The 23,181-nt window shown below is 74.1% G+C and carries 20 protein-coding genes; 10 read left to right on the top strand and 10 right to left on the bottom strand.

Annotation, left to right across the window (positions count from 1 at the left end):
* Nucleotides 1–188: 188 nt before the first annotated feature.
* Nucleotides 189–1,766, top strand: a complete 1,578-nt coding sequence (locus ACSNOC_RS15590; protein WP_436748044.1) for a hypothetical protein — start codon at nt 189–191, stop codon at nt 1,764–1,766.
* Nucleotides 1,767–1,910: 144 nt separating this feature from the next.
* Here the strand turns inward: ACSNOC_RS15590 and ACSNOC_RS15585 are convergent, their stop codons facing one another.
* Nucleotides 1,911–2,717: an NAD-dependent epimerase/dehydratase family protein gene (locus ACSNOC_RS15585; protein ID WP_436748031.1), complete on the bottom strand. Its 807-nt coding sequence runs from the start codon at nt 2,715–2,717 to the stop codon at nt 1,911–1,913.
* Nucleotides 2,718–2,780: 63 nt separating this feature from the next.
* Here ACSNOC_RS15585 and ACSNOC_RS15580 point away from each other — a divergent pair, with 63 nt between their 5' ends.
* Nucleotides 2,781–4,184: an NCS2 family permease gene (locus ACSNOC_RS15580; RefSeq protein ID WP_436748030.1), complete on the top strand. Its 1,404-nt coding sequence runs from the start codon at nt 2,781–2,783 to the stop codon at nt 4,182–4,184.
* Nucleotides 4,184–4,741 carry an NUDIX hydrolase gene (locus tag ACSNOC_RS15575; protein ID WP_436748029.1) on the top strand — a complete coding sequence of 186 codons (558 nt, stop codon included), beginning with the start codon at nt 4,184–4,186 and terminating at the stop codon, nt 4,739–4,741. The genes ACSNOC_RS15580 and ACSNOC_RS15575 overlap by 1 nt, the downstream gene beginning before the upstream one ends.
* A 133-nt stretch (nt 4,742–4,874) precedes the next feature.
* Here ACSNOC_RS15575 and ACSNOC_RS15570 read toward each other — a convergent pair whose 3' ends face one another.
* From ACSNOC_RS15570 to ACSNOC_RS15550, 5 genes are all read right to left on the bottom strand, one after another.
* The gene (locus ACSNOC_RS15570; protein ID WP_436748043.1) at nt 4,875–5,120 is read right to left on the bottom strand and encodes a DUF397 domain-containing protein; all 246 of its coding nucleotides are present in this window, start codon (nt 5,118–5,120) and stop codon (nt 4,875–4,877) included.
* A gap of 691 nt (nt 5,121–5,811) precedes the next feature.
* Complete coding sequence (gene fxsT, locus ACSNOC_RS15565; protein ID WP_436748028.1) at nt 5,812–8,271, bottom strand: FxSxx-COOH system tetratricopeptide repeat protein; 2,460 nt, start codon at nt 8,269–8,271, stop codon at nt 5,812–5,814.
* Nucleotides 8,272–8,346: 75 nt separating this feature from the next.
* Nucleotides 8,347–9,003 carry a response regulator gene (locus ACSNOC_RS15560; protein WP_436748027.1) on the bottom strand — a complete coding sequence of 219 codons (657 nt, stop codon included), beginning with the start codon at nt 9,001–9,003 and terminating at the stop codon, nt 8,347–8,349.
* On the bottom strand, nt 9,000–10,148 hold the full coding sequence (locus ACSNOC_RS15555) for a sensor histidine kinase (RefSeq protein ID WP_436748042.1): 1,149 nt from the start codon (nt 10,146–10,148) through the stop codon (nt 9,000–9,002). The genes ACSNOC_RS15560 and ACSNOC_RS15555 overlap by 4 nt, the downstream gene beginning before the upstream one ends.
* 65 nt (nt 10,149–10,213) lie before the next feature.
* Complete coding sequence (locus tag ACSNOC_RS15550) at nt 10,214–11,272, bottom strand: hypothetical protein (RefSeq protein WP_436748026.1); 1,059 nt, start codon at nt 11,270–11,272, stop codon at nt 10,214–10,216.
* Nucleotides 11,273–11,703: 431 nt separating this feature from the next.
* Here ACSNOC_RS15550 and ACSNOC_RS15545 point away from each other — a divergent pair, with 431 nt between their 5' ends.
* On the top strand, nt 11,704–13,659 hold the full coding sequence (locus tag ACSNOC_RS15545) for a PhoX family protein (RefSeq protein ID WP_436748025.1): 1,956 nt from the start codon (nt 11,704–11,706) through the stop codon (nt 13,657–13,659).
* 95 nt (nt 13,660–13,754) lie between these two features.
* Here the strand turns inward: ACSNOC_RS15545 and ACSNOC_RS15540 are convergent, their stop codons facing one another.
* A complete protein-coding gene (locus ACSNOC_RS15540; RefSeq protein WP_436748024.1) occupies nt 13,755–14,924 on the bottom strand; it encodes a PP2C family protein-serine/threonine phosphatase in 1,170 nt (389 codons plus the stop codon).
* A gap of 79 nt (nt 14,925–15,003) precedes the next feature.
* Here ACSNOC_RS15540 and ACSNOC_RS15535 point away from each other — a divergent pair, with 79 nt between their 5' ends.
* The 6 genes from ACSNOC_RS15535 to ACSNOC_RS15510 all read left to right on the top strand — a co-directional run bounded on the left by ACSNOC_RS15535 (nt 15,004) and on the right by ACSNOC_RS15510 (nt 20,843).
* Entirely contained in the window at nt 15,004–15,534 is a 531-nt protein-coding gene (locus ACSNOC_RS15535; RefSeq protein WP_436748023.1) for a MarR family winged helix-turn-helix transcriptional regulator, read from the top strand.
* A 329-nt stretch (nt 15,535–15,863) separates the two neighbouring features.
* Nucleotides 15,864–16,742, top strand: a complete 879-nt coding sequence (locus ACSNOC_RS15530) for an STAS domain-containing protein (RefSeq protein WP_436748022.1) — start codon at nt 15,864–15,866, stop codon at nt 16,740–16,742.
* Nucleotides 16,739–17,137: an STAS domain-containing protein gene (locus tag ACSNOC_RS15525; protein ID WP_436748021.1), complete on the top strand. Its 399-nt coding sequence runs from the start codon at nt 16,739–16,741 to the stop codon at nt 17,135–17,137. The genes ACSNOC_RS15530 and ACSNOC_RS15525 overlap by 4 nt, the downstream gene beginning before the upstream one ends.
* Complete coding sequence (locus tag ACSNOC_RS15520; protein WP_436748020.1) at nt 17,137–17,643, top strand: anti-sigma regulatory factor; 507 nt, start codon at nt 17,137–17,139, stop codon at nt 17,641–17,643. The genes ACSNOC_RS15525 and ACSNOC_RS15520 overlap by 1 nt, the downstream gene beginning before the upstream one ends.
* Before the next feature lie 6 nt (nt 17,644–17,649).
* Nucleotides 17,650–19,863, top strand: coding sequence for a SpoIIE family protein phosphatase (locus ACSNOC_RS15515; protein ID WP_436748019.1), 2,214 nt, complete (start codon nt 17,650–17,652; stop codon nt 19,861–19,863).
* Complete coding sequence (locus ACSNOC_RS15510; protein ID WP_436748018.1) at nt 19,860–20,843, top strand: sulfotransferase; 984 nt, start codon at nt 19,860–19,862, stop codon at nt 20,841–20,843. Before ACSNOC_RS15515 ends, ACSNOC_RS15510 begins: the two co-directional genes overlap by 4 nt.
* Nucleotides 20,844–20,859: 16 nt before the next feature.
* On the opposite strand, the gene ACSNOC_RS15505 is transcribed toward ACSNOC_RS15510, so the two are convergent.
* Genes ACSNOC_RS15505 through ACSNOC_RS15495 form a run of 3 tightly spaced genes read right to left on the bottom strand, consistent with a single transcriptional unit; the run spans nt 20,860 to nt 22,851 of the window.
* On the bottom strand, nt 20,860–21,414 hold the full coding sequence (locus tag ACSNOC_RS15505; RefSeq protein ID WP_436748017.1) for a glycosyltransferase: 555 nt from the start codon (nt 21,412–21,414) through the stop codon (nt 20,860–20,862).
* A 1-nt stretch (nt 21,415) separates the two neighbouring features.
* Nucleotides 21,416–21,901, bottom strand: coding sequence for a hypothetical protein (locus tag ACSNOC_RS15500; protein ID WP_436748016.1), 486 nt, complete (start codon nt 21,899–21,901; stop codon nt 21,416–21,418).
* Nucleotides 21,898–22,851: a sulfotransferase gene (locus ACSNOC_RS15495; protein ID WP_436748015.1), complete on the bottom strand. Its 954-nt coding sequence runs from the start codon at nt 22,849–22,851 to the stop codon at nt 21,898–21,900. The genes ACSNOC_RS15500 and ACSNOC_RS15495 overlap by 4 nt, the downstream gene beginning before the upstream one ends.
* Nucleotides 22,852–23,181 lie beyond the last annotated feature (330 nt).

Here is a 23,181-nt window from a genome sequence, read left to right as displayed (position 1 = left end):
ACCGGTGAACGCGTGGGCCCGGTGTTTTTCTGGTGGCCCGTCAGGCGTTCTGTGACGACCGGGCGTTCGTCCGGTGGCGTCGGGGAACGGGCTCGCCGCGCGGAGTGGCGTCCGCTCATCTAGGCTGGTGACAGCCCAGCTCGTTGCGATGAGGAGCGATCGTGAACCCCGGTGACGACCGTCCCGTTATGCCGCCCGTGCGGCTTCCCGCGGAGGCCGAGCTGGCCCGCGACGCGCTCGCCGCGCCGCTGCTCGCGCGCGCCGCCTCCCTCGCCCGCTGGGCGCCCCCCGGCACGCCCGTGGGCGCCGGGGGCGAGCTGCTCGCCGCCGAGCTGAAGGGCGCCGTGACGCACCTCGGCCTCGACCAGGACGAGGACGGCGAGGCGCTGGCCGCTGACGCGTGGCACTTCGCCGTGGACACCGGCCTGGTGGACGTCACCGAGACCGGCGACGACGGCCCGGCGGGCGGCGAGGAGGAGGCGGTGGCCGGGACCGCCGCGCCCGGCGAGGACCTGGCCCGGCTCACCGGCGGCGGACCGGGCGACGTGCTGGACATCTGGGCGGCCGGTGTCGACGCCGTGCTCAGCGACGCCGCCACGCCCACGTTCGAGGAGATGCTGGGGGACCTGGCGGGCCTCGACGGCGCGGTGAGCCCGGACGGCGAGATCGACCCGGACGCCATCGACCTGGACGCGCTGGCGTGGGACCAGGAGGAGGCCGCCGGCTTCCTCGACGCCGCGCTGGGCAGCCTGTACCTCTTCGCCGTCACGGACGAGGCCGGTCAGGGCGTCTCGATGGTGCCGCTGCCGATGGTCGCCGCCGCGTCGCTGGTGCCCGAGGACATGGAGGAGCTGTCCGCCGAGGCGCTGGACGAGCTGTCGGACGCGGTGCTGAAGCTCGACGGGCAGTTCCGCGCGCTGGCGGGGACCGGGCTGCTGGAGTACCAGCCGGTGGACGACTCGGTGCTCGTCGACGCGGAGGACGACGAACTGCCCGGCGGCGGCGAGGCGTTCGCGCGCACGGAGGCGGACGGGTACGAGGCCCCCGGGGACGGCTCCGACGACGGCTTCGGGGACGAGGAGGACCTGAGCCGGTACGGGCTGGTCCGGCTGACCCCGCTCGGGCTGTGGGCGGTGCGGCGCCGGATGCGGGACGCCGGTCTGGAGGCCCCCGTGGTCGGCGAGCTGGCCGGCCGGCCCGCCGGAGCGCTGCTGGCCGCCCTGCCGTTCCGCCCGGAGCAGGCGGGGCGCGAGGAGGCCGAGCTGTGGCTGGCCGGCCGCGAGCCGCTGGCGGCGGCCCGTGAGCTGCTGGCCGCCGCCCGGGGCGTGGACGAGGCGGGGCCGGGGCGGCGGTTCGGCTGCCAGCTCGTGCTCTCGCTCCTCGACCGCGAGGTCGAACCGGCGGTGCGCGAGGTGCTGGACGACCGGGAGCTGGGCGGCCTGGCCCGGGTGTGGCTCGCGGAACGCGGCGCGGCCGACGTGCCCGCGCCGGACGAGGACATGATCTTCTGGCTGACGGTCGACACGCTGGCCGCGCAGCTCCTGCCGTTCGGGGCGGGGACGGCCGAGGAGGACGCCGCCGAGTTGCAGGAGCTGGTGTCCGGACTGGCCGACCAGCACAGCGAGTTCTTCGACCGGGCCTGGCGCTCGGACCACCCCGCGACGGCGGACGTCCTGGAGGCGGTGGGCCGGGTCCACCCGGACAAGCAACTGGCGAAGCGGGCCCGCAAGGCGGCCTTCAAGGCCCGCACCCGACGCGGCGAGTAACGCCTGCGGCGAGCCGGGCCGCGCACGCCGTCGGCGGCGAACCGGGCGGCGGGCCGTGTTCGCCCGTGCGGCGTGGCGGTGGGGATGCGGGCTGGTGTGCCGGGCGCGGGCGGTGGCCCTGGTCCGTCCGGCCGGTGGCCGCCGTCAGGCCGGGGTCCACGTGGGCGGAGTGGCGGTGGTGAACGGGCCGCCGAGGTGGGGGGACGGCGCCGGGGCCGGTGCCAGGGCGGCGGCGAACGGCTCGGAGTCGTCGGCCGGTTCGTAGCCCAGGGCGCGGGCCGGGGCGAGGTCCCAGACCGCCCTGGTGTTGGCGGACGAGCCGAACACCACGGTGTGGCCCACCCGTTCGGCGCTCAGCGCCGCGTGGACCAGGCGGGCCGCGTCCCCCGGGCTCAGCCAGATCGACAGTTCGCGGACCGTGGCCGGGGCGGGGGAGCAGGCGCCGATGCGGACCGAGACCGTCTCCAGCCCGTGCCGGTCCCAGTACAACTGCGCCAGGTCCTCGCCGAAGCACTTCGACAGCCCGTAGAACGTGTCCGGCCGGTGCGGCGTGTCGGCCGCGATCGGCGGGTCGTCCGGGCCCGGCCACCGGGTGAAGCCGACCGCGTGGTTGCTCGACGCGAAGACGACGCGGCGCACGCCCTCCGCCCGCGCCGCCTCGTACAGCCGGTAGGTGCCCTGGACGTTGGCGCGCAGGATCGTCTCGAACGCCGACTCCAGCGGGATGCCCGCGAGGTGCACCACCGCGTCGGCGCCGCGCAGCGCCGCCCGCAGCGTGTCGTCGTCCGCCGGGTCGGACAGGTCGCAGACCACGGCGTCCGGCTCGCCCGCCACCGGGACGACGTCCAGCGGCCGGAGCGCGTACCCGTGGCGCGGCAGCCGCTCCCGCAGCATCGTGCCGATGGCGCCCGCCGCGCCCGTGAGCAGCACCGTCGGCTTCCTGCCGGTCATCCGGTCCCCTTCCCTTCCGCGACCGTGCGGCGGCATGTCACCCGCGTCGGGCAGAATCCCTCCATGCCGCTGCGACGTCCGGACGACTTCTTCCACATCTCCGCACGAGGCTCCACACCGGGCCGCGAGGTACGCGGCGGCATGGCCACGTTCTTCACCATGGCCTACATCCTGGTGCTCAACCCGATCATCCTCGGCGGCGCCCGGGACGTGCACGGCGACCAGCTCGCGTTCGAGCAGCTCGTCACCGTCACCGCCCTCGTCGCCGCGATCATGACCGTCCTGATGGGCGTCACCGCCAACCTGCCGCTGGCGCTCGCCGCCGGGCTCGGCATCAACGCCATGGTGGCGTTCCAGATCGCGCCGCGCATGTCCTGGGCCGACGCGATGGGGCTGGTGGTGCTGGAGGGCATCATCGTCTGCGCCCTGTCCGCGACCGGGCTGCGGGAGGCGGTGATGAACGCGATCCCCGCCGCGCTGAAGCAGGCCATCGGCGTGGGCATCGGCCTGTTCATCGCGCTGATCGGGTTCGTGGACGCGGGCTTCACCCTCGGCCACGAGGGCGCGCCGCCGCTGAGCCTGGGCGCCGGGGGCGAGCTGACCGGCTGGCCCGTCCTGGCGTTCTGCCTGGGGCTGCTGCTGACCCTGGCCCTGCTCGCCCGCCGCGTGAAGGGGGCGATCCTGCTCGGCATCCTCGCCACGACCGTCTTCGCGATCGTCGTCAACGCCGTCGCGGACATCCCGGACGAGGCGTGGGGGCTGACCGTTCCCGAGGTGCCGGACGACGTGGCCGCCGCGCCGGACTTCGCGCTGCTCGGTGACTTCAGCCTGTTCGGGGCGTTCGGCGAGGTCAGCGTCGTGACGGCCGTGCTGCTGGTCTTCACGCTGTTCCTGACCGACTTCTTCGACACCATGGGCACCGCCGTCGGCGTCACGAGCGAGGCCGGGCTGCTGGACGAGCGGGGGCGGGTGCCGCGCCTGGGGCGGCTGCTGTTCGTGGACGGCCTGGCCGCCGCCGCGGGCGGGGCCGCGTCCGCCTCGTCCAACACCTCCTACATCGAGTCGGCGGCGGGCGTCGGGGAGGGCGCCAGGACCGGCGCCGCGAACCTGGTGACCGGCGGCCTGTTCGCCCTGGCCCTCTTCTTCGCGCCGCTGGCCGCCGTCGTCCCCGCGCAGGCCGCCGCGCCGGCGCTGGTCGCCGTCGGCTTCCTGATGATGGCGCAGGTGGGCCGGATCGACTGGGCCGACTACGCGGTGGGCATCCCGGCGTTCGTCACGATCGCCGTCATGCCGTTCACGTACTCGATCACCAACGGCATCGGCGCCGGGTTCATCGCCTGGGTCGTGCTGCGGGCGGTGCTGGGCCGCACCCGCGAGGTGAGCTGGCTGCTGTGGCTGACGGCCGGGCTCTTCGTCGTGTACTTCGGCATCGACCCCGTCGAGCAGCTCTTCGGGGTGGACGACTGATGCGGCGCCCCTTCGGCCTGGGCCTGGCCCGCCGGTCGGCGCGCGTGCTGCTGCTGGACGGCGCCGACCGGCTGCTGCTGTTCCGGATGACCGGGCGCCGCTCACCGTCGTGGCTGACGCCGGGCGGGGGCGCGCGGTGGCACGAGTCGCTGCGCGCGGCGGCGGCGCGGGAGCTGTGGGAGGAGACGGGGCTGCGGGTGGCGCCGGGGGCGCTGGGACGGCGGGTGGCGTGGACCGGCGGGTGGGCCGATCTGGGCTGGAAGCGCGGCCTGTTCGAGGACCACTTCTTCCTGCACCGGGTGGACGGCGCGTACCGGGTGGACACCAGCCGCATGGAGGAGTTCGAGCGGAGCACGACGACCGAGCACCGCTGGTGGCCGCTGCCGGAGTTGGCCACGACGGCGGAACGGGTCGTCCCGTTCGGCCTGGTCCCGCTCCTCACCGACATCCTGACCGGCCATGTCCCGGACGCACCGGTGAAGTTGCCCTGGCACCACGGGCGCCCGTCCGGACGCGGCGGATCAGTTCCGGAGACCGGCGACGAACGCGGCCCATGAGCGGGCGGGAACGGCCGGACCCGACCTTGACGCACTGCCCGCCGTTTCCGCTGTGGCCGCCGGTGCGCCACCTGACGTTCTCGATGCCGGTCATCGGCGCCCCTCCGCCGTGGCGCGCCTCATGTCGAGCGCATCATCCGCCGCGACGGCGGACGCTCGCAAGGTGCGCCCGCGCCGTCGTGGTCGGCGCGGGAACCTGATCGTGCGGGGGGCAGTCCCTGAGGGTCGCGAGGAACGCGGTCCAGGAGCGGGTGGGGACGGCGAGGACGGCGCGGGCGGGGGCCTTGCTGTCTCGCACCGGGACGACGCCCGGCAGGCCGGACCCGACCTCCACGCACCGTCCCCCATGGCCGCCGCTGCACGTGCTGTGGTCTGCCAGGTGACCCTGCTGAGGTCTGTCCCGGGGGCCGGGACAGCTGCCGGTCCCGTACGCCGCCGCGTGCGGTGCGGAGAACGCGGCCCTGTCGCGGCCGTTGACGGTCGACCCGGGCGGAACCGGCCTGGCCTGCCGGGACGAGAAGCCCGGGGGCCGGGACCCCCACGGCGTGCTGTGGGTGCGGTTCAGTCGGACGCCGGGGCACGGACGTCCGGACTGCCGGAAGACGCGTCCCCCGCGGCGGCGCCACGTGATGCCGCACCGGCCGTGTCAGGTGTGCGGCGGCCGGGCCGACCGCACCTCACGCGGCTGGTTGTATCCGGCCTCGCGCGGGGAGAGCTCCGCGCGCCCACCGGACCGGCCCGAGGGGGCGCTGACCACCAAGCCCCCGGTCTGGCTGTCCTGCGCCGCTCTGGCCCTGCGTCACTGCCCGCACCTCACCGAACCCGTGGCCATCCGCTCCAGGAAGCCGCGCGTCTGGGAAGGGTCTTCGGCGGCTTCTACGCCCCGGGCCCCAGCGGTGGGCTCGTCGCCTCCCCCTCGGACGACTACCTGCCGTACGGCCACCCCGCGGCCCCGTGGTTCGTCGCGTTCCAGCTCGTCACCGAACTCACCCGCTGCACCGAAGTCGACCTCACCACCGGCATCGCACCGTCCGCCCGGGTCAGCGGCTGACGGACCGCGCGCGGCGGTGTCACGTGCCCCTTCCGGAGTCGCCGGGATGTCCAGCGGTTCCTTCGTCCCCGTCACCGAGGGAGCCGAGGAACCGGAGGGCGTTGAGGGTGTGGGGGTGGTCGTGGCCGAGTACCCGTCGTTGGTGGGCGAGGGTGTCTTCCGCGAGGGCGCGTGCGGCCTGGAGCTCTCCCAGCTTCCGCAGGTCCATGGCGAGGTTGTGGGCGGTGTTGAGGGTGTGGGGGTGGTCGTGGCCGAGTACCCGTCGTTGGTGGGCGAGGGTGTCTTCTCCGAGGGCGCGTGCGGCCTGGAGCTCTCCCAGTTCCCCCAGGTCCATGGCGAGGTTGTAAGCGGTGCTGAGGGTGTGGGGGTGGTCGTGGCCGAGCACCCGTCGTCGTTGGGCGAGGGTGCTTTCTCCGAGTTCGCGCGCGGCCTGGGTTTCGCCCAGTTCCCCCAGGCGGATGGCGAAGTTGTGGGCGGTGATGAGGGTGTCGGGGTGGTCCTCGCCCAGGACGCGTCGTTGGCGGGTGAGGGTGTCTTCCGCGAGTTCGCGTGCGTCCTGGGTCTCGCCCAGCTCCGCCAGGCGGTTGGCGAGGGTGTTCGCCGCGTTCAGCGTGTCGGGATGGTCCTCGCCCAGGACGCGACGGCGGCGTTCGAGGGTGTCTTCGCCGAGTTGGCGGGCGCGGGTGAGGTCGCCGGTGTAGCTGTGGGCGCGGGCGAGGTAGATGGCGGTCCACAGGGAGCCCTCGTGGTCGGGGCCGAGCTGTGCGGTCCATGTCTCGTGGAGCTGTTCCAGGCGGGGAAGCGCGGCTCCGGGCTGCGCCCGTTCCATGAGGTACCAGCAGGCGGAGCGCGCGGTGTCCCGCCCGGCCTCGGTGGTGAGGTGGGCGGGGTCGGCGGCCAGGAGGTGGGGGAGGATCGCTTGCCAGCGGGGCCACGTGGCCGGGTTGATCGGGTCACCGGGGTACGCGGCGACGATGAGGGTTTCGGCGGCGCGGGCAGCGTCGGCGCGTTCGTCGTCGGTGAGTTGATGACGGATGAGGGCCTGGGTGAGGCGGTGGGGCTGGAGGGTGCCGTCCTGGACACGGGCCAGGCCCTGGCGGGCCAGGGCGCTCAGCAGGGTTCGGGTCTGGAGAGGGTTGCCCAGCAGTCCGGCCAGCGCGGGGTGCGGGTTCTCGGTGACCTCGTCGGCGCAGGCGTGCAGGGGAAAGGGCTCGGGTGCCAGGAGCGCCACGCCGCGCAGCAGCGCCAGCGCGGCGGGGTTCGTCTGCGCGAGGCGCTGGGTGCTCAGGCGGATCTGCGCGGCCAGCGGGGCCGGGTAGCCGTGCGGGCTGCCCTCGTTCAGCACCTCGTCGACGCGTTCGTCCAGCAGGGTCAGGTACTCCTGGGGGGTCATGCCTTCGGCCAGGAGAGCAGCGGCCTGTTCGAGGGCCAGCGGCAGGTCGTCCACCATCGCGGCGATGTGGTCGGCCTCCGCGTGGGGCAGAGCGGGTGCTCGGTCGCGCAGCAGTCTCACGGATTCCGTGCGGGCGAGGGTGTCCACCTCCAGGGCCCTGGCGACGCCGGTCCAGTAGGGGTTGCGGGAGGTGATGACCACGTGCCCGGTGGTGTCGGGGAGGTAGGGGACCAGGGCGGCGGGGTCTTCCGCGTTGTCGAATATCAGCAGCCAGCGGTCCCGGGCGCGCAGCTCTCGCCCCAGGGCGGCCAGCGCCTTTTCCACCGGAGCGTCGGCGTCGGCGGCGCCGATCTCGGCCGCCAGTGCCGCGAGTTGTCCGGGAATCAGGCCGGGCGCTTCCGACGCGACCCACCAGGCGAAGTCGTACTCCCCGGCGAAGCGGTGGGCGTACTCGATGGCGAGCTGGGTCTTGCCGACCCCTCCCCGGCCGCGCAGGGCGGTGACCGCCACCCGGGAGCGGTCCGTGAGCGCGGTGCGGACCTGGATGAGCATGCCGTCCCGGCCGGTGAAGGCCGTGTTGCGGCGGGGCACGTTCCATACCGGCGGCAGACTCCCCGGCAGCCGTGGACCCGGCCGGCCGTGCCGCTGGCCATTGCCGGTGGCGGGAGGGAACGTCGGCTCGCCGTCCGGGCGCCGCGGACCGGCCACCGCCTCCAGCAGCACCCGCCGCGCCTCGTGCCGTTCGAGCCCGGCGAGGGAGGGGGCGTGCAGGGACCGCAGGATCGCGGGCGCGGGCGCGTCGTCCAGCCGGACCGGGATCAGCTTCCCCCTGATCGCCACGATGGTCGTCCACTCGTCGGTGGTGAACCGTTCCCGCTCGAAGTACGCGCCCGAGAACAGGGCCAGCATCCGGCCGCGTTCGAGCGCGTCGCTCATCCGCAGGACCGTGTTCTCCCCGGCGGCCCAGTCCCACGCGTCGAGTTCGACCAGGTAGCCCGCGTCCTCCAGCTGCCGGCCGACCCACTCCGCCCACGCCCGTTCCACACCGGCGTAGCTGATGAAGACCCGCCCCGGCTCCCCGCCCAACTCCGCCTCCTCTCAACCCACTCCAGCCTAGGGGAGGTCACCGGCCGTACCCCCGTACGCGCGGAGACCCGCGGTCTAGACGACCCCGCCGGGGGTGACGAAGCCGTGTTCGTAGGCCGCGATCACGGCCTGGGTGCGGTCGCGGGCGTGCAGTTTGGCCAGGATCGCGGCGACGTGGGTCTTCACCGTCTGGGCGCCCACGGTCAGGCGGGCGGCGATCTCCGCGTTCGTCAGGCCCTCGGCCATCAGGCGCAGCACCTGGGCCTCGCGGTCGGTCAGGCGGGCGCGCAGCGTGCCGGCGCGGGCCGTGCGGGCGTGGCGGGCGGCCAGGGCGCGGACGGCGGCCGGGAAGAGGAGCGAGTCGCTGCGGGCCACCAGCCGGATCGCGCCCACCAGGTCCTCGGCCGCCGCGCGCTTCAGCAGGAAGCCGCTGGCGCCGACGCGGAGCGCCTCGTAGACGTAGGCGTCGTTCTCGAACGTCGTCACCACGATCACGCGCGGCGGGTCGGCCATGGTGCGCAGGAGCTGTTCGGTGGCGCGGATGCCGTCCACCTCCGGCATCCGCACGTCCATCAGCACCACGTCCGGCCGCAGCTCCCGGACCACGGACACCGCCTCCGCGCCGGTCGCCGCCTCGCCCACCACCGTCAGGCCGGGCTCGGCGCCGATGATGGCGCGCAGCGCGCCGCGCACCAGGCGCTCGTCGTCGGCCACGACGACGCGGACGGTCATCGGGTGGCTCCCAGGGGGAGGCATGCGGTCAGGTGCCAGGTTCCGTCCGGAGCGGGGCCCCAGGATGCCGTGCCGCCGAGGAGGGCGGCGCGTTCCGCGATGCCGCGCAGGCCGCGTCCGCCGCCGGGGTGGCGGGGGGCGGCGGCCGGGACCGGGTTCCCCATGGTGAGCGTCAGCTCCTCGTCGTCGGTGGTGACGCGCAGCGCGACCGGGACCTGGCCGGCGTGGCGGAGGACGTTGGACAGGCCCTCCTGCGCGATCCGGTACGCCTCGCGCGAGACCAGCGCGGGCGGCGGGCGGCGTTCGGCGCGGGTCAGCGTCACGGCGAGACCGGCGGCCCGGGTGCGGTCGAGGAGGGCGGGCAGGTCGGCCAGGGTCGGCGCGGGCGCGGTGGCGGTGGCGTCCTCCTCGCGCAACAGGCCGAGCACGGTGTCGAGTTCGGCCACGGCGGCGCGGGCCGTCGCCTCGATCGCGGCCAGTGCCTCGCGGGCGAACTCCGGGTCGGCGTCGAGGACTTTGCGGGCCGCACCGGCCTGGAGCGTCACCGCGCTGAGCGCGTGGCCGACCGAGTCGTGCAGTTCGCGGGCGAGGCGGTTGCGGGCGGCGAGGTCCGCGGCCCGCTCCTCGGCCGCCGCGAGCCGGTCGGCCGGGGAGGGGCCGAGCAGCACCGGGGCGAGGCGGGCCAGCAGCAGGCCCGCGCCCGCCGCGCAGGCGGCCAGCGCGGCGAGCAGCGCGAGTCCGAGCGGTGGTCCCGCCCACGCCGGGACGTGCGGCCAGCCGTAGCGGCTGTCGCGCAGCGCGGCCGAGAACGGGTACGCCGTCAGGACGACGACGGCCGGGGGGACGGCCAGCGTCATGCCGCTGACCAGCCCGCCGAGGCCCAGGTGCGCGACGAGCCAGGCGGCGGTCCGGCGGCGGGTGGCCCAGGAGCCGGCGGGCGTGGCGGCCAGCCGGTCCCCGTCGACGCCGGCCAGCGCGCGGACCGCCTGCGTCTCCAGGGCGCGGACGAGGGGGAAGAGCCCGGTGACGGCGATCAGCGGGAGGGCGAGCGCGAAGGCGAGGAACCCCGGGCCGGGCTCGGTGAACGGGTCGGCGCCGGGGGAGACCACGCCGACGGCGACCGTCGTCAGCAGGAAGTACGGCATGAGCAGCGCCCCGCCGAGCAGCAGGTGCACCCAGCGCAGCCGCAGCGTCCGGCCCGGCACCCGGATCACCGGGGCGGCCGGGCCGCGCTCGCGGCGCGTTCGGCGAGGAAGCGGGCGCCGACGGCGAGGATCAGCATCCCGGTGAGCATCTGGCCAGCGTAGAGGAGGTTCATGACGGGGGTCGCGCGCTCCCCGGGATCGGCGGTCTCCCCGGTCAGCGTGCCCGCCAGCAGCAGCCAGCCGCCCCACGCGGCGAGCGCGGCGCTGCCCGTCCAGGCCAGGGCGACGGCGGTGAACAGCCGCGTCCGGCCGCGGCGGCGCGGCCGGAAGGCGAGCAGGAGGACCCCGGCCGCGGCGGCGAGGAGGAACAGGACGGTGGAGGAGGTGGTGACGTAGAACATGGCGTCCCGGTCGGCCACCTGCTTCCCGGAGAGGCCGGTCGTGCCGCCCGCCAGCCAGCCGGTCTGGACGGTGAGCACGGCGCCGCACAGCAGCGCCGCGGCCACGGCGCCGGCCCGCTGCGCGGCGGCGCTCGCGGACCGGGGCAGCCCGGCCAGGCGCCCGCTCAGCAGGTGGCCCCAGCGCTCGCGGACGTAGCGGACGAACAGGCCGCCGAGGGCGAGGGCCTGGAGGCCGAAGCCGGTGTAGACCACGGTGAAGACCCAGGGATCGAGGAAGAGTTCGTCCTCGCTCCGCTCGGCGCCGGGCGGGGTGCCGGTGAAGAGCTCCACGAGGGAGCCGACGGGGAAGCCGACGACGATGGGGGCGAGCAGCCCGGTGGCGACCCACAGCGGCCAGGCGACGAGCCAGGCCGGGAGCCGCCGCCCCCAGGGGCGGGTGAGCGCGAGGGCCAGGACGATGACGGCGGCGTCCATGCAGGCGGTCGCCGCGTTGGCGACGAAGAGGGTGTCCTCGCCCTCGGGGGAGCGCAGTGCGCTGCCTTCCGGTATGCCGAGGTGACTCCCGGACAGCCAGGCGATCTTGAGGGCCAGGTACGGGACGCAGGAGGCGATCGCGAGGGCGCGCAGCCACGCCTTCGGCCGGTGCCGGTGCCGGTCCCCGGCGTGGCGGCGTGCGGGCGGGGACAGGAGAGCCGCGGTCGGGGCGGCGGGCGTCGTCGTCATGCCTCCACGCTCCCGCCCGCCCGGCCCCCGCCGCGTCCTGCGCCATGGTGAACCGCGTCCCCCGCGCGGGGGAGAGGCACGAGGGCGCGGGGAGGCCCGGCGCGTGTCCGATCGTTCGCGCCGGGTCGGCGCCCGGCGCTCGGCCGACAAGGCGCCGGATGCGCGGGCCGTACGGTGGGAGGCAGGCACCTCCCGGACGCGGCCCGGGGAGAACATCGCCGGGTCGCGTCCTGAGGTCGGGTGCGGAACGGTGGTGCGCTCGGGTGGCTGCGGCGGGTGCGGTCGGCGGTCAGGTGAATTCGTGCGGTGAATCATCCGTATGTATGAAGGTGGCCCTTCGTTCACCTTGGTGGCCACTCGGGGCCACCGGCCGCTCCTAGCCTCACGGGAGCATCACTGACGGCACACATATCAGCGAGTGAGGATCCGCGATGTCAGGACTGCCCCCCGTTTTCCCCGCGATCGACCCGGACGACGTGAGCTCGAACAGCTCCGGCAACCGGACGTTCGGGGAGGTCGTCGAGAAGCGGATGTCCCGCCGGGCCGCGCTCAGGGGCGGGACCGCCGCCGCGGCCGGGTTCCTCGTCGCGGCGACCGCCGGTTCCGGGACGGCCGGCGCGGCCGGGCAGACCGCCGCGCCCGTGCGCGGCGGCGGTGGCCGTCCGCCGCGGGGCCTGCTGGGCTTCCCGGCCGTGCCCATGTCGACCGCCGACACGTTCACCGTGCCCGAGGGCTACGAGACCCAGGTGATCATCCCCTGGGGCACCCCGATCCGGCCGGGCGGCCCGCAGTGGCGCAAGGACGCGGGCAACACCGCCGCCGAGCAGGCCGAGCAGGTCGGCATGAACCACGACGGCATGCACTTCTTCCCGATCGGGTCCGGCCGCCAGGGCTGCCGCCGCGGCATGCTGGTGCTCAACCACGAGTACGTCGACCAGGAGTTGCTGTTCCCCGACGGCGCCGCCACGATGACCGCCGAGAAGGTGCGCAAGGCGCTGGCCGCGCACGGCGTCAGCGTGGTCGAGATCGAGGAACGCGACGGCGCGTGGCACGTCGTGGACTCCCGCCGCGCGCGCCGGATCACCGGCGAGACGCCGGTGGACTTCTCCGGGCCGGTCACGGCCGACCACCCCCTCCTGCGGGCGAACGACGAGCCCCGCGGCACGCTGAACAACTGCTCCAACGGCTGGACCCCGTGGGGCACCTACCTGGCGTGCGAGGAGAACTGGAACAACTACTTCGGCACCCAGGACCCCGCCTGGCAGCCCACCGCCTCGCAGTCCCGCTACGGCGTGTCCAAGAGCGGCGGCGGCTTCCGCTGGCACCTGGCCGACCCGCGCTTCGACCTGGCGGCCAACCCGAACGAGATCAACCGGTTCGGCTGGATCGTCGAGATCGACCCGATGAACCCCCAGGCCAAGCCCGTCAAGCGCACGGCGCTCGGCCGCGTGAAGCACGAGGGCTGTACGGTCACCGAGTCGCGGGGCCGCGTCGTCGCCTACACCGGTGACGACCAGGACGGCGACTACATCTACAAGTTCGTCGGCAAGGGCCGCTGGCGCGCCCAGCGGGCCCTGGGCCGCAGCCCGCTGGACCACGGCACGCTGTACGTGGCGCGGTTCGAGGACGACGGCACCGGCACCTGGCTGCCCCTGGTCCACGGCACCGGGCCGCTGACCACTGCCAACGGCTGGGCCGACCAGGCGGACGTGCTGCTGCGCACCCGCGAGGCGGCCGACGCGGTGGGCGCCACCAAGATGGACCGCCCGGAGTGGATCGCGGTCAACCCGCAGAACCAGGACGTCTACTGCACGCTGACCAACGGCAGCGGCTGGGACAGCGCGGTCAGCCCGCGCAAGCCCAACCCGTACGGCCACATCGTGCGCTGGACGGAGAAGGACGGCGACAACACCGCCACCACCTTCGACTGGGACATCTTCGTCCTGGCCGGTGACCCGGCGTACGACGGGCAGGCCGGGACCGACGCGTCCAACGCCTTCGGCTCGCCCGACGGTCTCGGGTTCGACGGCGACGGCCGGTTGTGGATCATGACGGACATCTCCAACTCCTCGCAGAACCTGGCCACCAAGGGCTACGACAACATCGGCAACAACCAGATGCTGGCCGCCGATCCGCGCACCGGCGAGATCCGTCGGTTCCTCACCGGCCCGCGCGGCTGCGAGATCACCGGGCTGGCCTTCACGCCCGACCACCGGACGCTCTTCGTGAACGTCCAGCACCCGGGCGAGGCGACGGCGGCCTGGGGCACGCCGACGCCGCAGAACCCGCGCGCGGTCAGCAACTGGCCCGACTTCGACCCGGAGGGCCGGCCGCGTTCGGCCACCGTCGTCATCCGCCGCACGGACGGCGGCGTGATCGGCGCCTGAGCGGGCCGCGGCGCGCGCCCGCGAGGCTCTGAACTCCCGGCTTCGGGGACGGGAGTCCAGAGCCTCCGGGCGTTTCCCGCGCGGCGTGCGGCGTCTCAGACGTCCGCCGTGCGGCCGTGCCAGTCCAGGCACACCACCATGGCGTCGTCCTCCGGCAGCGGCCCGCCGCGGTGGCCGGCCAGCTCGGACAGGATGGCGCGCGGCACCTGGGCCGGGGGCAGCAGCCGGGTGTTCATGATGGCGCGGGCCAGCGCCTTCTCGCCGTACCGCTCGCCGCCCGGCGAGGAGGCGTCGTACACCCCGTCGCTGACGAAGAACAGCCGGTCACCCGGCAGGGTGGTGAACTCCTGCGCGGTGTACACCGTTTCCTCGAACATGCCGAGCGGGAGCTGACCCTCCAGCTCCACGTACTCGGCAACGCCCTGGCGCAGCAGCCACACCCGGGGCGAGCCCGCGTCGATGACCCGGGTGCGGCCGGTCGCGAGGTCGAAGCGGAGCAGCAGGGCCGAGACGTGCGTGAGGCCCCGGTACTGGCCGTAGATGGCCTGGTCGGCCAGGTACGCCTGTTCGGCGAGGCCGAGCCCGGCCCGGCGCGCGTTGCGCAGGGCGCTGACGGCCAGGCTGGTGAGCAGCGACGCCTCTATGCCCTCGCCCATGCCGTTGATGACGGTGAGGGACAGGTGCTCGGCCGAGGTCGACCAGTCGAACGTGTCGCCGTGGACGGCGTAGGCGGGTTCGAGCTGCCCGCCGAGCTCGTACTCCGGGCGGGAGCAGGACCGGCCGGGCAGGAGCTGCCACTGCATCTCGGCGGCCAGCGTGAGCCGTTCGGACCGGCGGGCCTGGAGGTACAGGTCCGTGTCCCGCTCGGCGACGACGATCTCGTGGCCCAGTATCCCGGCGATCTCGGCCAGTTCGTCCAGCACCGTGGCGCCGAAGCGCTCGCGCGGCAGCCGGACGGTGAGCACGCCGATGCGGTCGCCGCGGACGCTGACGGGCAGGTGGGCGGTCAGCTCCGAGGCGCCCTCGGCGGGCTCCACGTACGGGAGCTGGGAGCCGAACGCGCGGCCCGCCGGTCCCATGTGGACGGGAAGGGAATGGTCGGCGGGGGCGTCGACCGGACGCAGGGAGGTCACCCCGTAGTCCGCGACCATCAGGGTCGCGTCGCTCGCGGAGTAGCACCGGAGCAGTACCGCGCGCAGACTGTCGAGCAGTGCGTGGGGGGCCGCGTGGCGCAAGGCACGTTCAGCGGCCGCGAGTCTGTCCACCGTGTGAGTTCGCCTTCTGGGGGAGTGCCGGTCGCGGAAACCGGTGAGGTAGGGAGGGACGCCGGAGCGGACATCCGGGATGACAAGCCAGATCCTGAGTGCCAGAGTGAGATGCGTGAATCCACCCCCTCCACACCGGCCCCCGGATGCCGCCCTGGCGGCGTCCGAGGTGATCGAGCTGCTGGAGGTCCTGTGGGAACGGGGGCGGGACGCCGCCTCGCCGGCACCGGTCTCTTCCTCCCAACTCCGGGTGCTGTACATCCTGGAGCGCGACGAGGGCATCAACCTTCGCGGGCTGGGGGAGCTGCTGGGCTCGGCGCCCTCCTCGGTGAGCAGACTGTGCGACCGGCTGCAAGCCCTCGGCTTCGTGGAACGGACGCCGAGTCAGGCCAGCCGCCGCGAGCTCGAACTCTGGCTCACGCCGCGCGGCCGGCGGTACCTCCAGGACCTCAGAGAGCGCCGGGAGAAGGCGCTGCTGACCGCGATCGCCGCCATGCCGCCCAGTACCCGCAAGGCACTTGTCGAAGGACTCGCCGGCTTCCGGGACGCCGTGGCGGAGACCATGCCCGCCCGGGACCGGGCCGCCGACCGCTCCGCCCGCTCGGCGTAGAAGGTGCGACGGTGACATGGCGGGCTCCTAGGGTGACCGGCCGTGTGCCGGACCGGCGGGAGCGCCGGGTGGCGGGCCGCCAGGCACAGCGTGTGGCCGCGATACTACTGTTGTCAAATGGAAACTGTTGCGGGCTGTTCAGTGATACGGCAGAACCTGGAACCTGTGACGGCCTGTTGTCGGCCTCCGGGGGTAGGGGACTACCGGGCGGCGCCCCGTGTCGGTAACATTTGCCGGACGGCAATTCATGACAAAACGTACCAAGTGCATACCCAGAGGAAGACGTTGACGTGCCGGACAGGGCACGTCGACGGCGAGAGGTTTTTCTTGTGACGGCCACCGACTCCGCGGTGCGCGAGCAGCTCATCAGCGCGCTGCGTGACCACGACGAGGACATCGCCGACAAGTGGGTCCGCCTCCAGACCGAGCAGGAGGGGCTGGGCGCGGGCATCGGCGAGGACGAGCTGCGCGTCGAGGCGGACGGCCTCATCGCGGCGCTCCTGGCCGGTCTGGAGAGCGGGCTCCCGGCCGGCCGGATCGTCTCCTCCCACCCCGAGCTGCGCGGCACGATCACCGAGTTGTCGCTGCGCCGGGCCCGGGCGGGCGGCACCCCGACGGCGACCTCGCTGGCGGTCCTCTCCCTGAAGGAGGTGCTGCTGTCCATCTTCCAGCGGACCACGCGGGACGCCGAGGAGCTGTTCCAGGCGGCGCTGCTGATCAACCGGCTGGTGGACACGGCCGGGGTGCTGTCGTTCGACACCTATGTCGCCAGCCGCGAGGAGATCATCTCCCGGCAGAGCCGCCAACTGCTGGAGATGTCCACGCCCGTGGTCCGGCTCTGGCGCCACGTGCTGGCCGTGCCGCTCATCGGCACCCTCGACACCGCGCGGACCCAGGTCGTGATGGAGAGCCTGCTCCAGGCCATCCAGACGCACGAGGCGCAGGTCGCCATCGTCGACATCACCGGTGTCGCCGCGGTGGACACCTCGGTCGCCCAGCACCTGATGCAGACCGTCGCCGCCGTGCGCCTGATGGGCGCCGACTGCGTCATCAGCGGCATCCGGCCGCCCATCGCCCAGACCATCGCGCAACTCGGCGTGGACCTCTCCGAGATCCTCACCCGGGCCACCCTGGCCGACGCCCTGGCGGAGGCCGTCAAGATCACGGGGCAGCCGGCGCTTCCCACGGGCGACGCGGTCCGCCGGTGAACGGGCAGAAGCCGGCGAGCGTGCCGATCCTCCGCCTCGGCGACGTGCTGGTCACCGGCCTGCTCGACGAGCTGGACGACAAGTCGGCCATGGCGTTCCTGGACGAGCTGACCGAGCGGATCGCCGCGGACGCCGCCACCGGCGTGCTCATCGACATCTCGCGGCTGGAGCTCATCGACTCGTTCGTGGCCCGCACCCTCACCGAGCTCACCACGACGGCGCGGCTGCTGGGCGCCCGCGTCATCGTCGCCGGAATGCGCCCGCCCGTCGCCATCACCCTGGTCGAGCTGGGACTGCGGCTGGACGGCGTGGAGACGGCCCTCAACGCGGAGCAGGGCATGGCGGCCCTGGGCTGGTTCCGCACCGTACGGTCCGGGGAGGCTTCGGCACCGTGATGACGCCTCATGAGCCGGCGAGGGGCCTCACCCGGGAGCGGCAGCCGGATCCCGGCCCCGGCCGGGACATCGCGCGGGAGACGTACCGCGAGACCCACCGCGAGACGTACCGCGAGACCTATCCGGTGCGCACCGAGGAGGACCTGCTGGAGGCCCGGCACGCGGTGCGGGCCGCCACCCTCGCCGCCGGCTTCGGGCTGGTCGACCAGACGCGCGTGGTCACCGCCGCCAGCGAGCTGGTCCGCAACGCCTACATCCACGGCGGCGGCGGCACGCTCACCATCGAGCGGCTGCACCGTCCCGGCCACCGGGGCGTCCGCCTCGTCGTCACCGACGAGGGGCCCGGTATCCCGGACATCGAGGCCGCCCTGGCCGACGGGTTCAGCACCGGCCCCGGGCTCGGCCACGGCCTGGGCGGCGCCAGGCGGCTGATGCACGACTTCCACATCCGCTCCTCGCCCGGCCGCGGCACCACCGTGAGCGCGACCCGCTGGACCCAGGGATAACGGGCCGTGTCTCCGTCCCCCCACCCGCGGCAGGTCAGCACCCAGGTCCGCATCGACCACCACAGCGCCGTGCACGTCGCCTCGGTCGCCGCGCGGGGGCTCGCCCGGGACTGCGGCCTGACCGGCGCCCTGCCGGAGAAGGCGGCCGTCCTCGCCAGCGAACTGGCCACCAACCTCGACAAGCACGCCCGTGACGGCGTGGTCTACCTCCAGCCGCTGGCCCTCGGCGAGGGCCTCGACATCACCGCCGCCGACCGGGGGCCGGGCATGTCCGAGCTCGAACGCTGCTTCGCCGACGGCTACACCACCAGCGGCACCCTCGGCGCGGGCCTGGGCGCGGTGCGCCGCATAGCGACGGACTTCACCATCCGCACCCAGCCCGGCGACGGCACGGTCGTCAGCGCCCGTCTCGCCCGGCCGCAGGACCTCACCGCGGCCAGGGCGCCCGTCGGCGCGGTCTGCCTGCCCCTGGAGGGCGAGGACGCCAGCGGCGACGCCTGCGCCGTCACCGAGACCGACACCGGCCGCACCGCCGTCGTCGTGGACGCCCTCGGCCACGGCCCCCCCGCGGCCGACGCCGCCCGCGCGGCCATGACCGCGTTCGCCCACGACCCCGGCCGCCCGCTGCCGGTCCTGATGGCCGCGCTCCACAGGGCACTGCGCCGCACCCGCGGGGCCGCCGTCGCCCTGCTCCGGCTCAGCCCCGGCCGCCTGGACTACTGCGGCACCGGCAACGTCCGCCTGGCGCTGGTCACTTCCGACCGGGTCCGGACGGGTCCCTCCGGGCCGCCCGGTATCGTCGGTTTCAACATGCCCGAGCCGACCGTCCACAGCCTCGACCTGGCCCCCCAGGAGACCTGTGTGCTGCACAGCGACGGCATCGACCCCGGATGGGCCCGCCACGCCCGCCCGTTCCTGCTCCGCCCGCATGAGAACCGTGCCATGACGACCACCGACAGCCGCCGCTTCCGCGCCCAGGCGGACCTGCGGCACGCCGTGCGCCAACTGGCCCGCACCCACCGGCTCCCGGTCGACCTCAGGGCCCGTCTGGTGGTCTCCGTCACCGCTGTCGCCGGCTCGGCGTTCGCGGCCGGCGGCGCCGTCCACCTGGAGACCTCGGTGCGGCGCGCGGACAACGGGCACCCCGGCCTGCTCGCCGTGGTCTGCCGGCCCCTGGGCCACGCGGGCCGGCCCGAGTCGGCCGAGCTGCCGCTGCCCGCCGAACTCACCGAGGACGGCGGCGCGGTGTGGCGGGTGCCGCTCCCGCCGCGCCCGGCGGGAGGAGGGGCCGCACCGGGCCTGCTCGACACCTCGCCCGGCAGCGAGAGCGAGGCGCTGGAGCAGGAGTTGCAGCAGGCCATGGCCCGCGCCGACGCGCTGGCCGCCGACCACCGGCGGCTCAAGCACGAACTGGCCGAGACCAACAGCGGCGTGCTCGCCCTCTACGTCCAACTGGAGGAGCGGGACGAGCGGTTGCGCCGCGCCCACGGCAAGACCCTGCGCGAGCTGGAGGACGCCCTGCGCCCGCCGCCGCTGGACATCGACGGCCTGGAGCTGGCCGTGCACTACGCCCCGGCCGGCACCGACGCCCCCACCGGCGGTGACCTCTACGACTGGTTCCGGCTGCCCGACGGCACCGTGCACATCACCGTCGTGGACGCCCTCGGCCACGGCGTCACCAGCACCCGCAGCGCGCTGAACGTCACCCACGCCGTGCGCACCCTCGCGCTGGAGGGCCACCGGCTGGAGTCGATCATCGCCCGCGCCGACGAGGTGATGCGGCCCTTCGACCGCGACGTCATGGCCACCGTCCAGCTCGCCCGCATCACCCCCGCCACCGGCGAGCTGCTGCTCGCCAACGGCAGCCACCCGCCGGGGCTGCTGGTCCGCGCCTCCGGCGGCCACGAGTACCTGGAGGTCAAGGGCCGGGGCGTCGGCTTCCCCCTGCCCGGCAGCGAGCGGCTGCTGCGCACCACCATGGAGCCCGGCGACCTGCTGGTGCTCTACACCGACGGGCTCACCGAGAGCCGCCGCGACCCGCTGGAGGGCGAGGCGCGCCTGATCCGCGCGGCCCGCCGGCACGCGGGGCTGCCCATAACGGACGTTCCCCGGGCGATCGCCCGGGAGATGCACACCGTGATCCTCCACCCCGACGACACCCTGGCCCTGGCCCTGCGCCTCCTGCCGCGCCAGGATTCGAGAGAGCGTGTGACGACATGACGACGACGACCGAGACAGCGACGACCACGACGGCGGCGCGGCCGATCCTCGTCACCGGCCTGCCCCGCAGCGGCACCAGCTGGGTCGGCAAGATGCTCCAGGCCGGCGGCGAGCTCGTGTACGTCAACGAGCCGCTCAACCCCAGCCGCCCGCCGGGACGTTCGCCCGGCGTGCTGAACGCCTCGGTGACCCACGCCTTCCAGTACATCTGCGAGGACAACGAGGAGCCCTGGCTGCGGGCGTTCGGGGACACCGTGCGGCTGCGCTACCGGACCGTCGCCGAGCTGCGCGCCAACCGCGCGCTGCCCGATCTGGCCCGCCTCGCCAAGAATCTGTCGGCGTTCACGGCCGGCCGGGCGCGCGGGCGGCGGGCGCTGCTGGACGACCCGTACGCGGTGCTGTCGGCGGCCTGGTTCGCCCGGCGGCTGGGTGCGGTGGCGATCGTGCTGGTCCGCGATCCGGTGACGTGGGCGGGCAGTTGGCGCAAGCTGGGCTGGACGACGTACTTCCACGAGCTGCTGGAGCAGCCGCTGCTGATGCGGGACCTTCTGGGCGGGCACGCCGACGAACTGCGGGCGCTGGTGGGCAGCCAGGACGAGCTGGCGAAGAACGCGGCGCTGTGGCGGGTCACTTACGACGCGGTGGACGCGATGCGCCGCGAGAACGGCGGGTCGCTGCACGTCGTGCGGTACGAGGACCTGGCCGGTGACCCGGAGACGGCGTTCGGCGGGCTGTACGCCACCTGCGGGCTGACCTGGGACGCCTCGGCGCGGCGGGCCGTCCGGGAAGCCACGCAGGCGGGGAACGCGCCGACGCGGGCGATGTCCTGGAGCCTGAAGGGCGGCCTGTCGAAGACGGCCTACCAGCCGATGGACAGCAGGGCCGCGCTGGTGACCTACAAGGAGCGGCTGACCGAGGACGAGATCGCCCGCGTGCGGGAGCTGACGGCGGACGTGCGGGCCCGCTTCTACGACGCCTGACGGGCCCGCCGCGCCGTCAGGCCCGGCCGCGCCGCCGCAGCCCGAGCAGCGTGCGGCGCGGCGGCCGGACCATCAGCTCGTCCACGAGGGCGCCGAACCGCCGTACCGTTTCCGGGAGTTCGCTGATCTCCGGGGTGGCGGCGAACGACTCGGGCCGGTCCAGCGCGGCCGTCAGCAGCAGCCGGAAGTCGTGCTCGGTGGTCGCGACCCGGATCAGCCCGGTCTCGTCCAGCCGCCGGGCGAACCGGACCTGGTGGTCGTCGACGTGCTCGCCCAGCTCCGGGCGGCGTGGCACCACGATGGGCACCTTGCCCGCGCCGCGCGCGTCCATGATGGAGCCGGGGCCGCCCTGGCAGACGACGACCGCCGCCTCGCGCAGCGCCGCCCGGAACGCGTCGTGCGGCATCATCGCGGTGGCCTCGACGCCCGGCGCGGCGGGCGGCGCGGGCGTGAAGCCGTGCTGCACGGTCCAGCGCAGCGGCTCGCGTTCCGCCTGCCACCGCTCGATCCACGTCATCAGCCGGGTGAAGGGGTGGTGGTCGGTGCCGACCGTCACCAGGACGCGGGTCATGTCACATCACCTTTCCGACGACGACCGAGCCGTCGTACAGCGCGCGCTGGTCCTCCCACTGCACGAGGAACAGATCGGTCACCGGGCGGCACAGCCTGCCGGTCATGGTCGTGCTGTCGATGCGGTCGAAGACCTCCAGGTAGGCGGTGCGCGTGCCGCGCAGTCTGGCCACCCAGAAGAACGGCACCGCGACCCCGGCGCCCGAGCTGACGACCAGGTCGGGCGCGTACTTGGGGACGAGGCGGAACGCGAGCCACAGGTTCCGCAGGAGGTTGGGGATGTTGCGGGTGGTCGGGTGGTACGCCCAGCGGACGTCCTCGCCGTCGAGCAGTGAGCGCGCGTCGGCGGTGTCGAAGGTGACCCACATGCGGTCGTGCCGGGTCCACCAGGGGGCCAGCTTGTGGAGCTGGGCGAGGTGGCCGCCGGCGGAGCAGACGATCAGCACCTTCAGGCGCCGTCCGGGCCCGGTGGCCTCGTCGTGTCTCATCGGGTCGCTTTCCTTCTGAGGCGGTAGCCGTAGCGGAGCATGCCGGGGGCGGTGAGCGCGGTGACGACGGCCCGGTCCCGGGGCGCCATCGCGGACCGCCACGCGTCGTCCACGCGCAGCGGGACGGGACCGCTGGTGAAGCGCATGGGGTTGCCGGAGACGCTGTGCTCGGCCGACAGCCGCAGCCCGTCGTCCCGCACGAAGTCGAGGTCGGGGGGCGTGAGTTCGCTGCCGGCGAGGGCCGCGATCCGGGTGAGGGCGGTGGCCGGGTCGGCGACGAACCGCTCGTAGCGCAGCCCCATCGTGTCGCCGTGCACCATCCGCAGCACGTCGAACAGGCCGTTGAACGCCGACCAGCGCGCGGCCAGCCTCGGCACCGGGATCTTCGCCATGTAGGCGTCCTGGTCCACCACTTCGGGCCGCTTGACCTTCTTGGCCCAGGAGTGCGCCACGCCCCGGCTGTCGCGGGTGACGTGCAGCAGCCGCAGGTCGACGGACGGCACCCGGCGCAGCGTCGCGGCGTAGGAGACGTGCTTGGAGGAGTCGACCACGACCGAACAGCCGCTCACCTCCTGGATGGCCGCGTAGAGCCGCCCGAGTACGGCGGTCAACTTGTCGAGCCGGTCCCGGAAGTCGCGGCTGAGGTCCGGCCGCAGGAGCTGCGGCAGGTAGCGGGTCCGGTCCACCGTGTGCTGGAGGGCGGCGACCCGGGCCGGGTCGGCCGCGTCCCAGCCGCCGAACGCCCGCTTCCCGACGTCCGTCCAGAACGGGCAGTCGAGGAACCGGGTGCCGCAGCCGCACAGTTCGTTCCTGGTCGCGCCCCGGGACCAGAGGAACACCAGCTCACCGACGTGGAAGAAGCCGGGCAGCTCGCCAAGAGCGCGTGAGAGAACGGTACTTCCGCTGCGACCCAGTCCTCCGACGTAAAGAACACGGACTCGATCGGCCATACGCAGCAGTCTTAGGGGGTCCGCGAAGTATTAACTAGTATTACGACAGTAAGAACACACAATAGGAACATCTATGAATGTGCTGCGACCGGGAAATGGGATGCCGCCGGATCCCGTACCGATCCGGAAATGGGACCGGGCCCGGCCTCCAAGCCTGTCGCGCGAGCCACTATGCTGCCCCCGCCCGGCCCCGGACGCGACCACGGGACATCACGAGACGACGAGCGAGGGATTCCGTGACCGCCGCCCCGACCTCATCGACCCGCACCGGGTACACCGGCGAGGACGGCTTCGAGCTGTTCTGCGCGCCCGGGGACGCCGAGCCGCTGT

Source organism: Streptomyces sp. URMC 129 (assembly GCF_051386415.1).
In the GTDB taxonomy this organism is placed as follows: Bacteria; Actinomycetota; Actinomycetes; order Streptomycetales; family Streptomycetaceae; genus Streptomyces.
The sequence above is the reverse complement of the archived record's forward strand: the minus strand, read 5'-3'. Positions and strand labels throughout refer to the sequence as shown.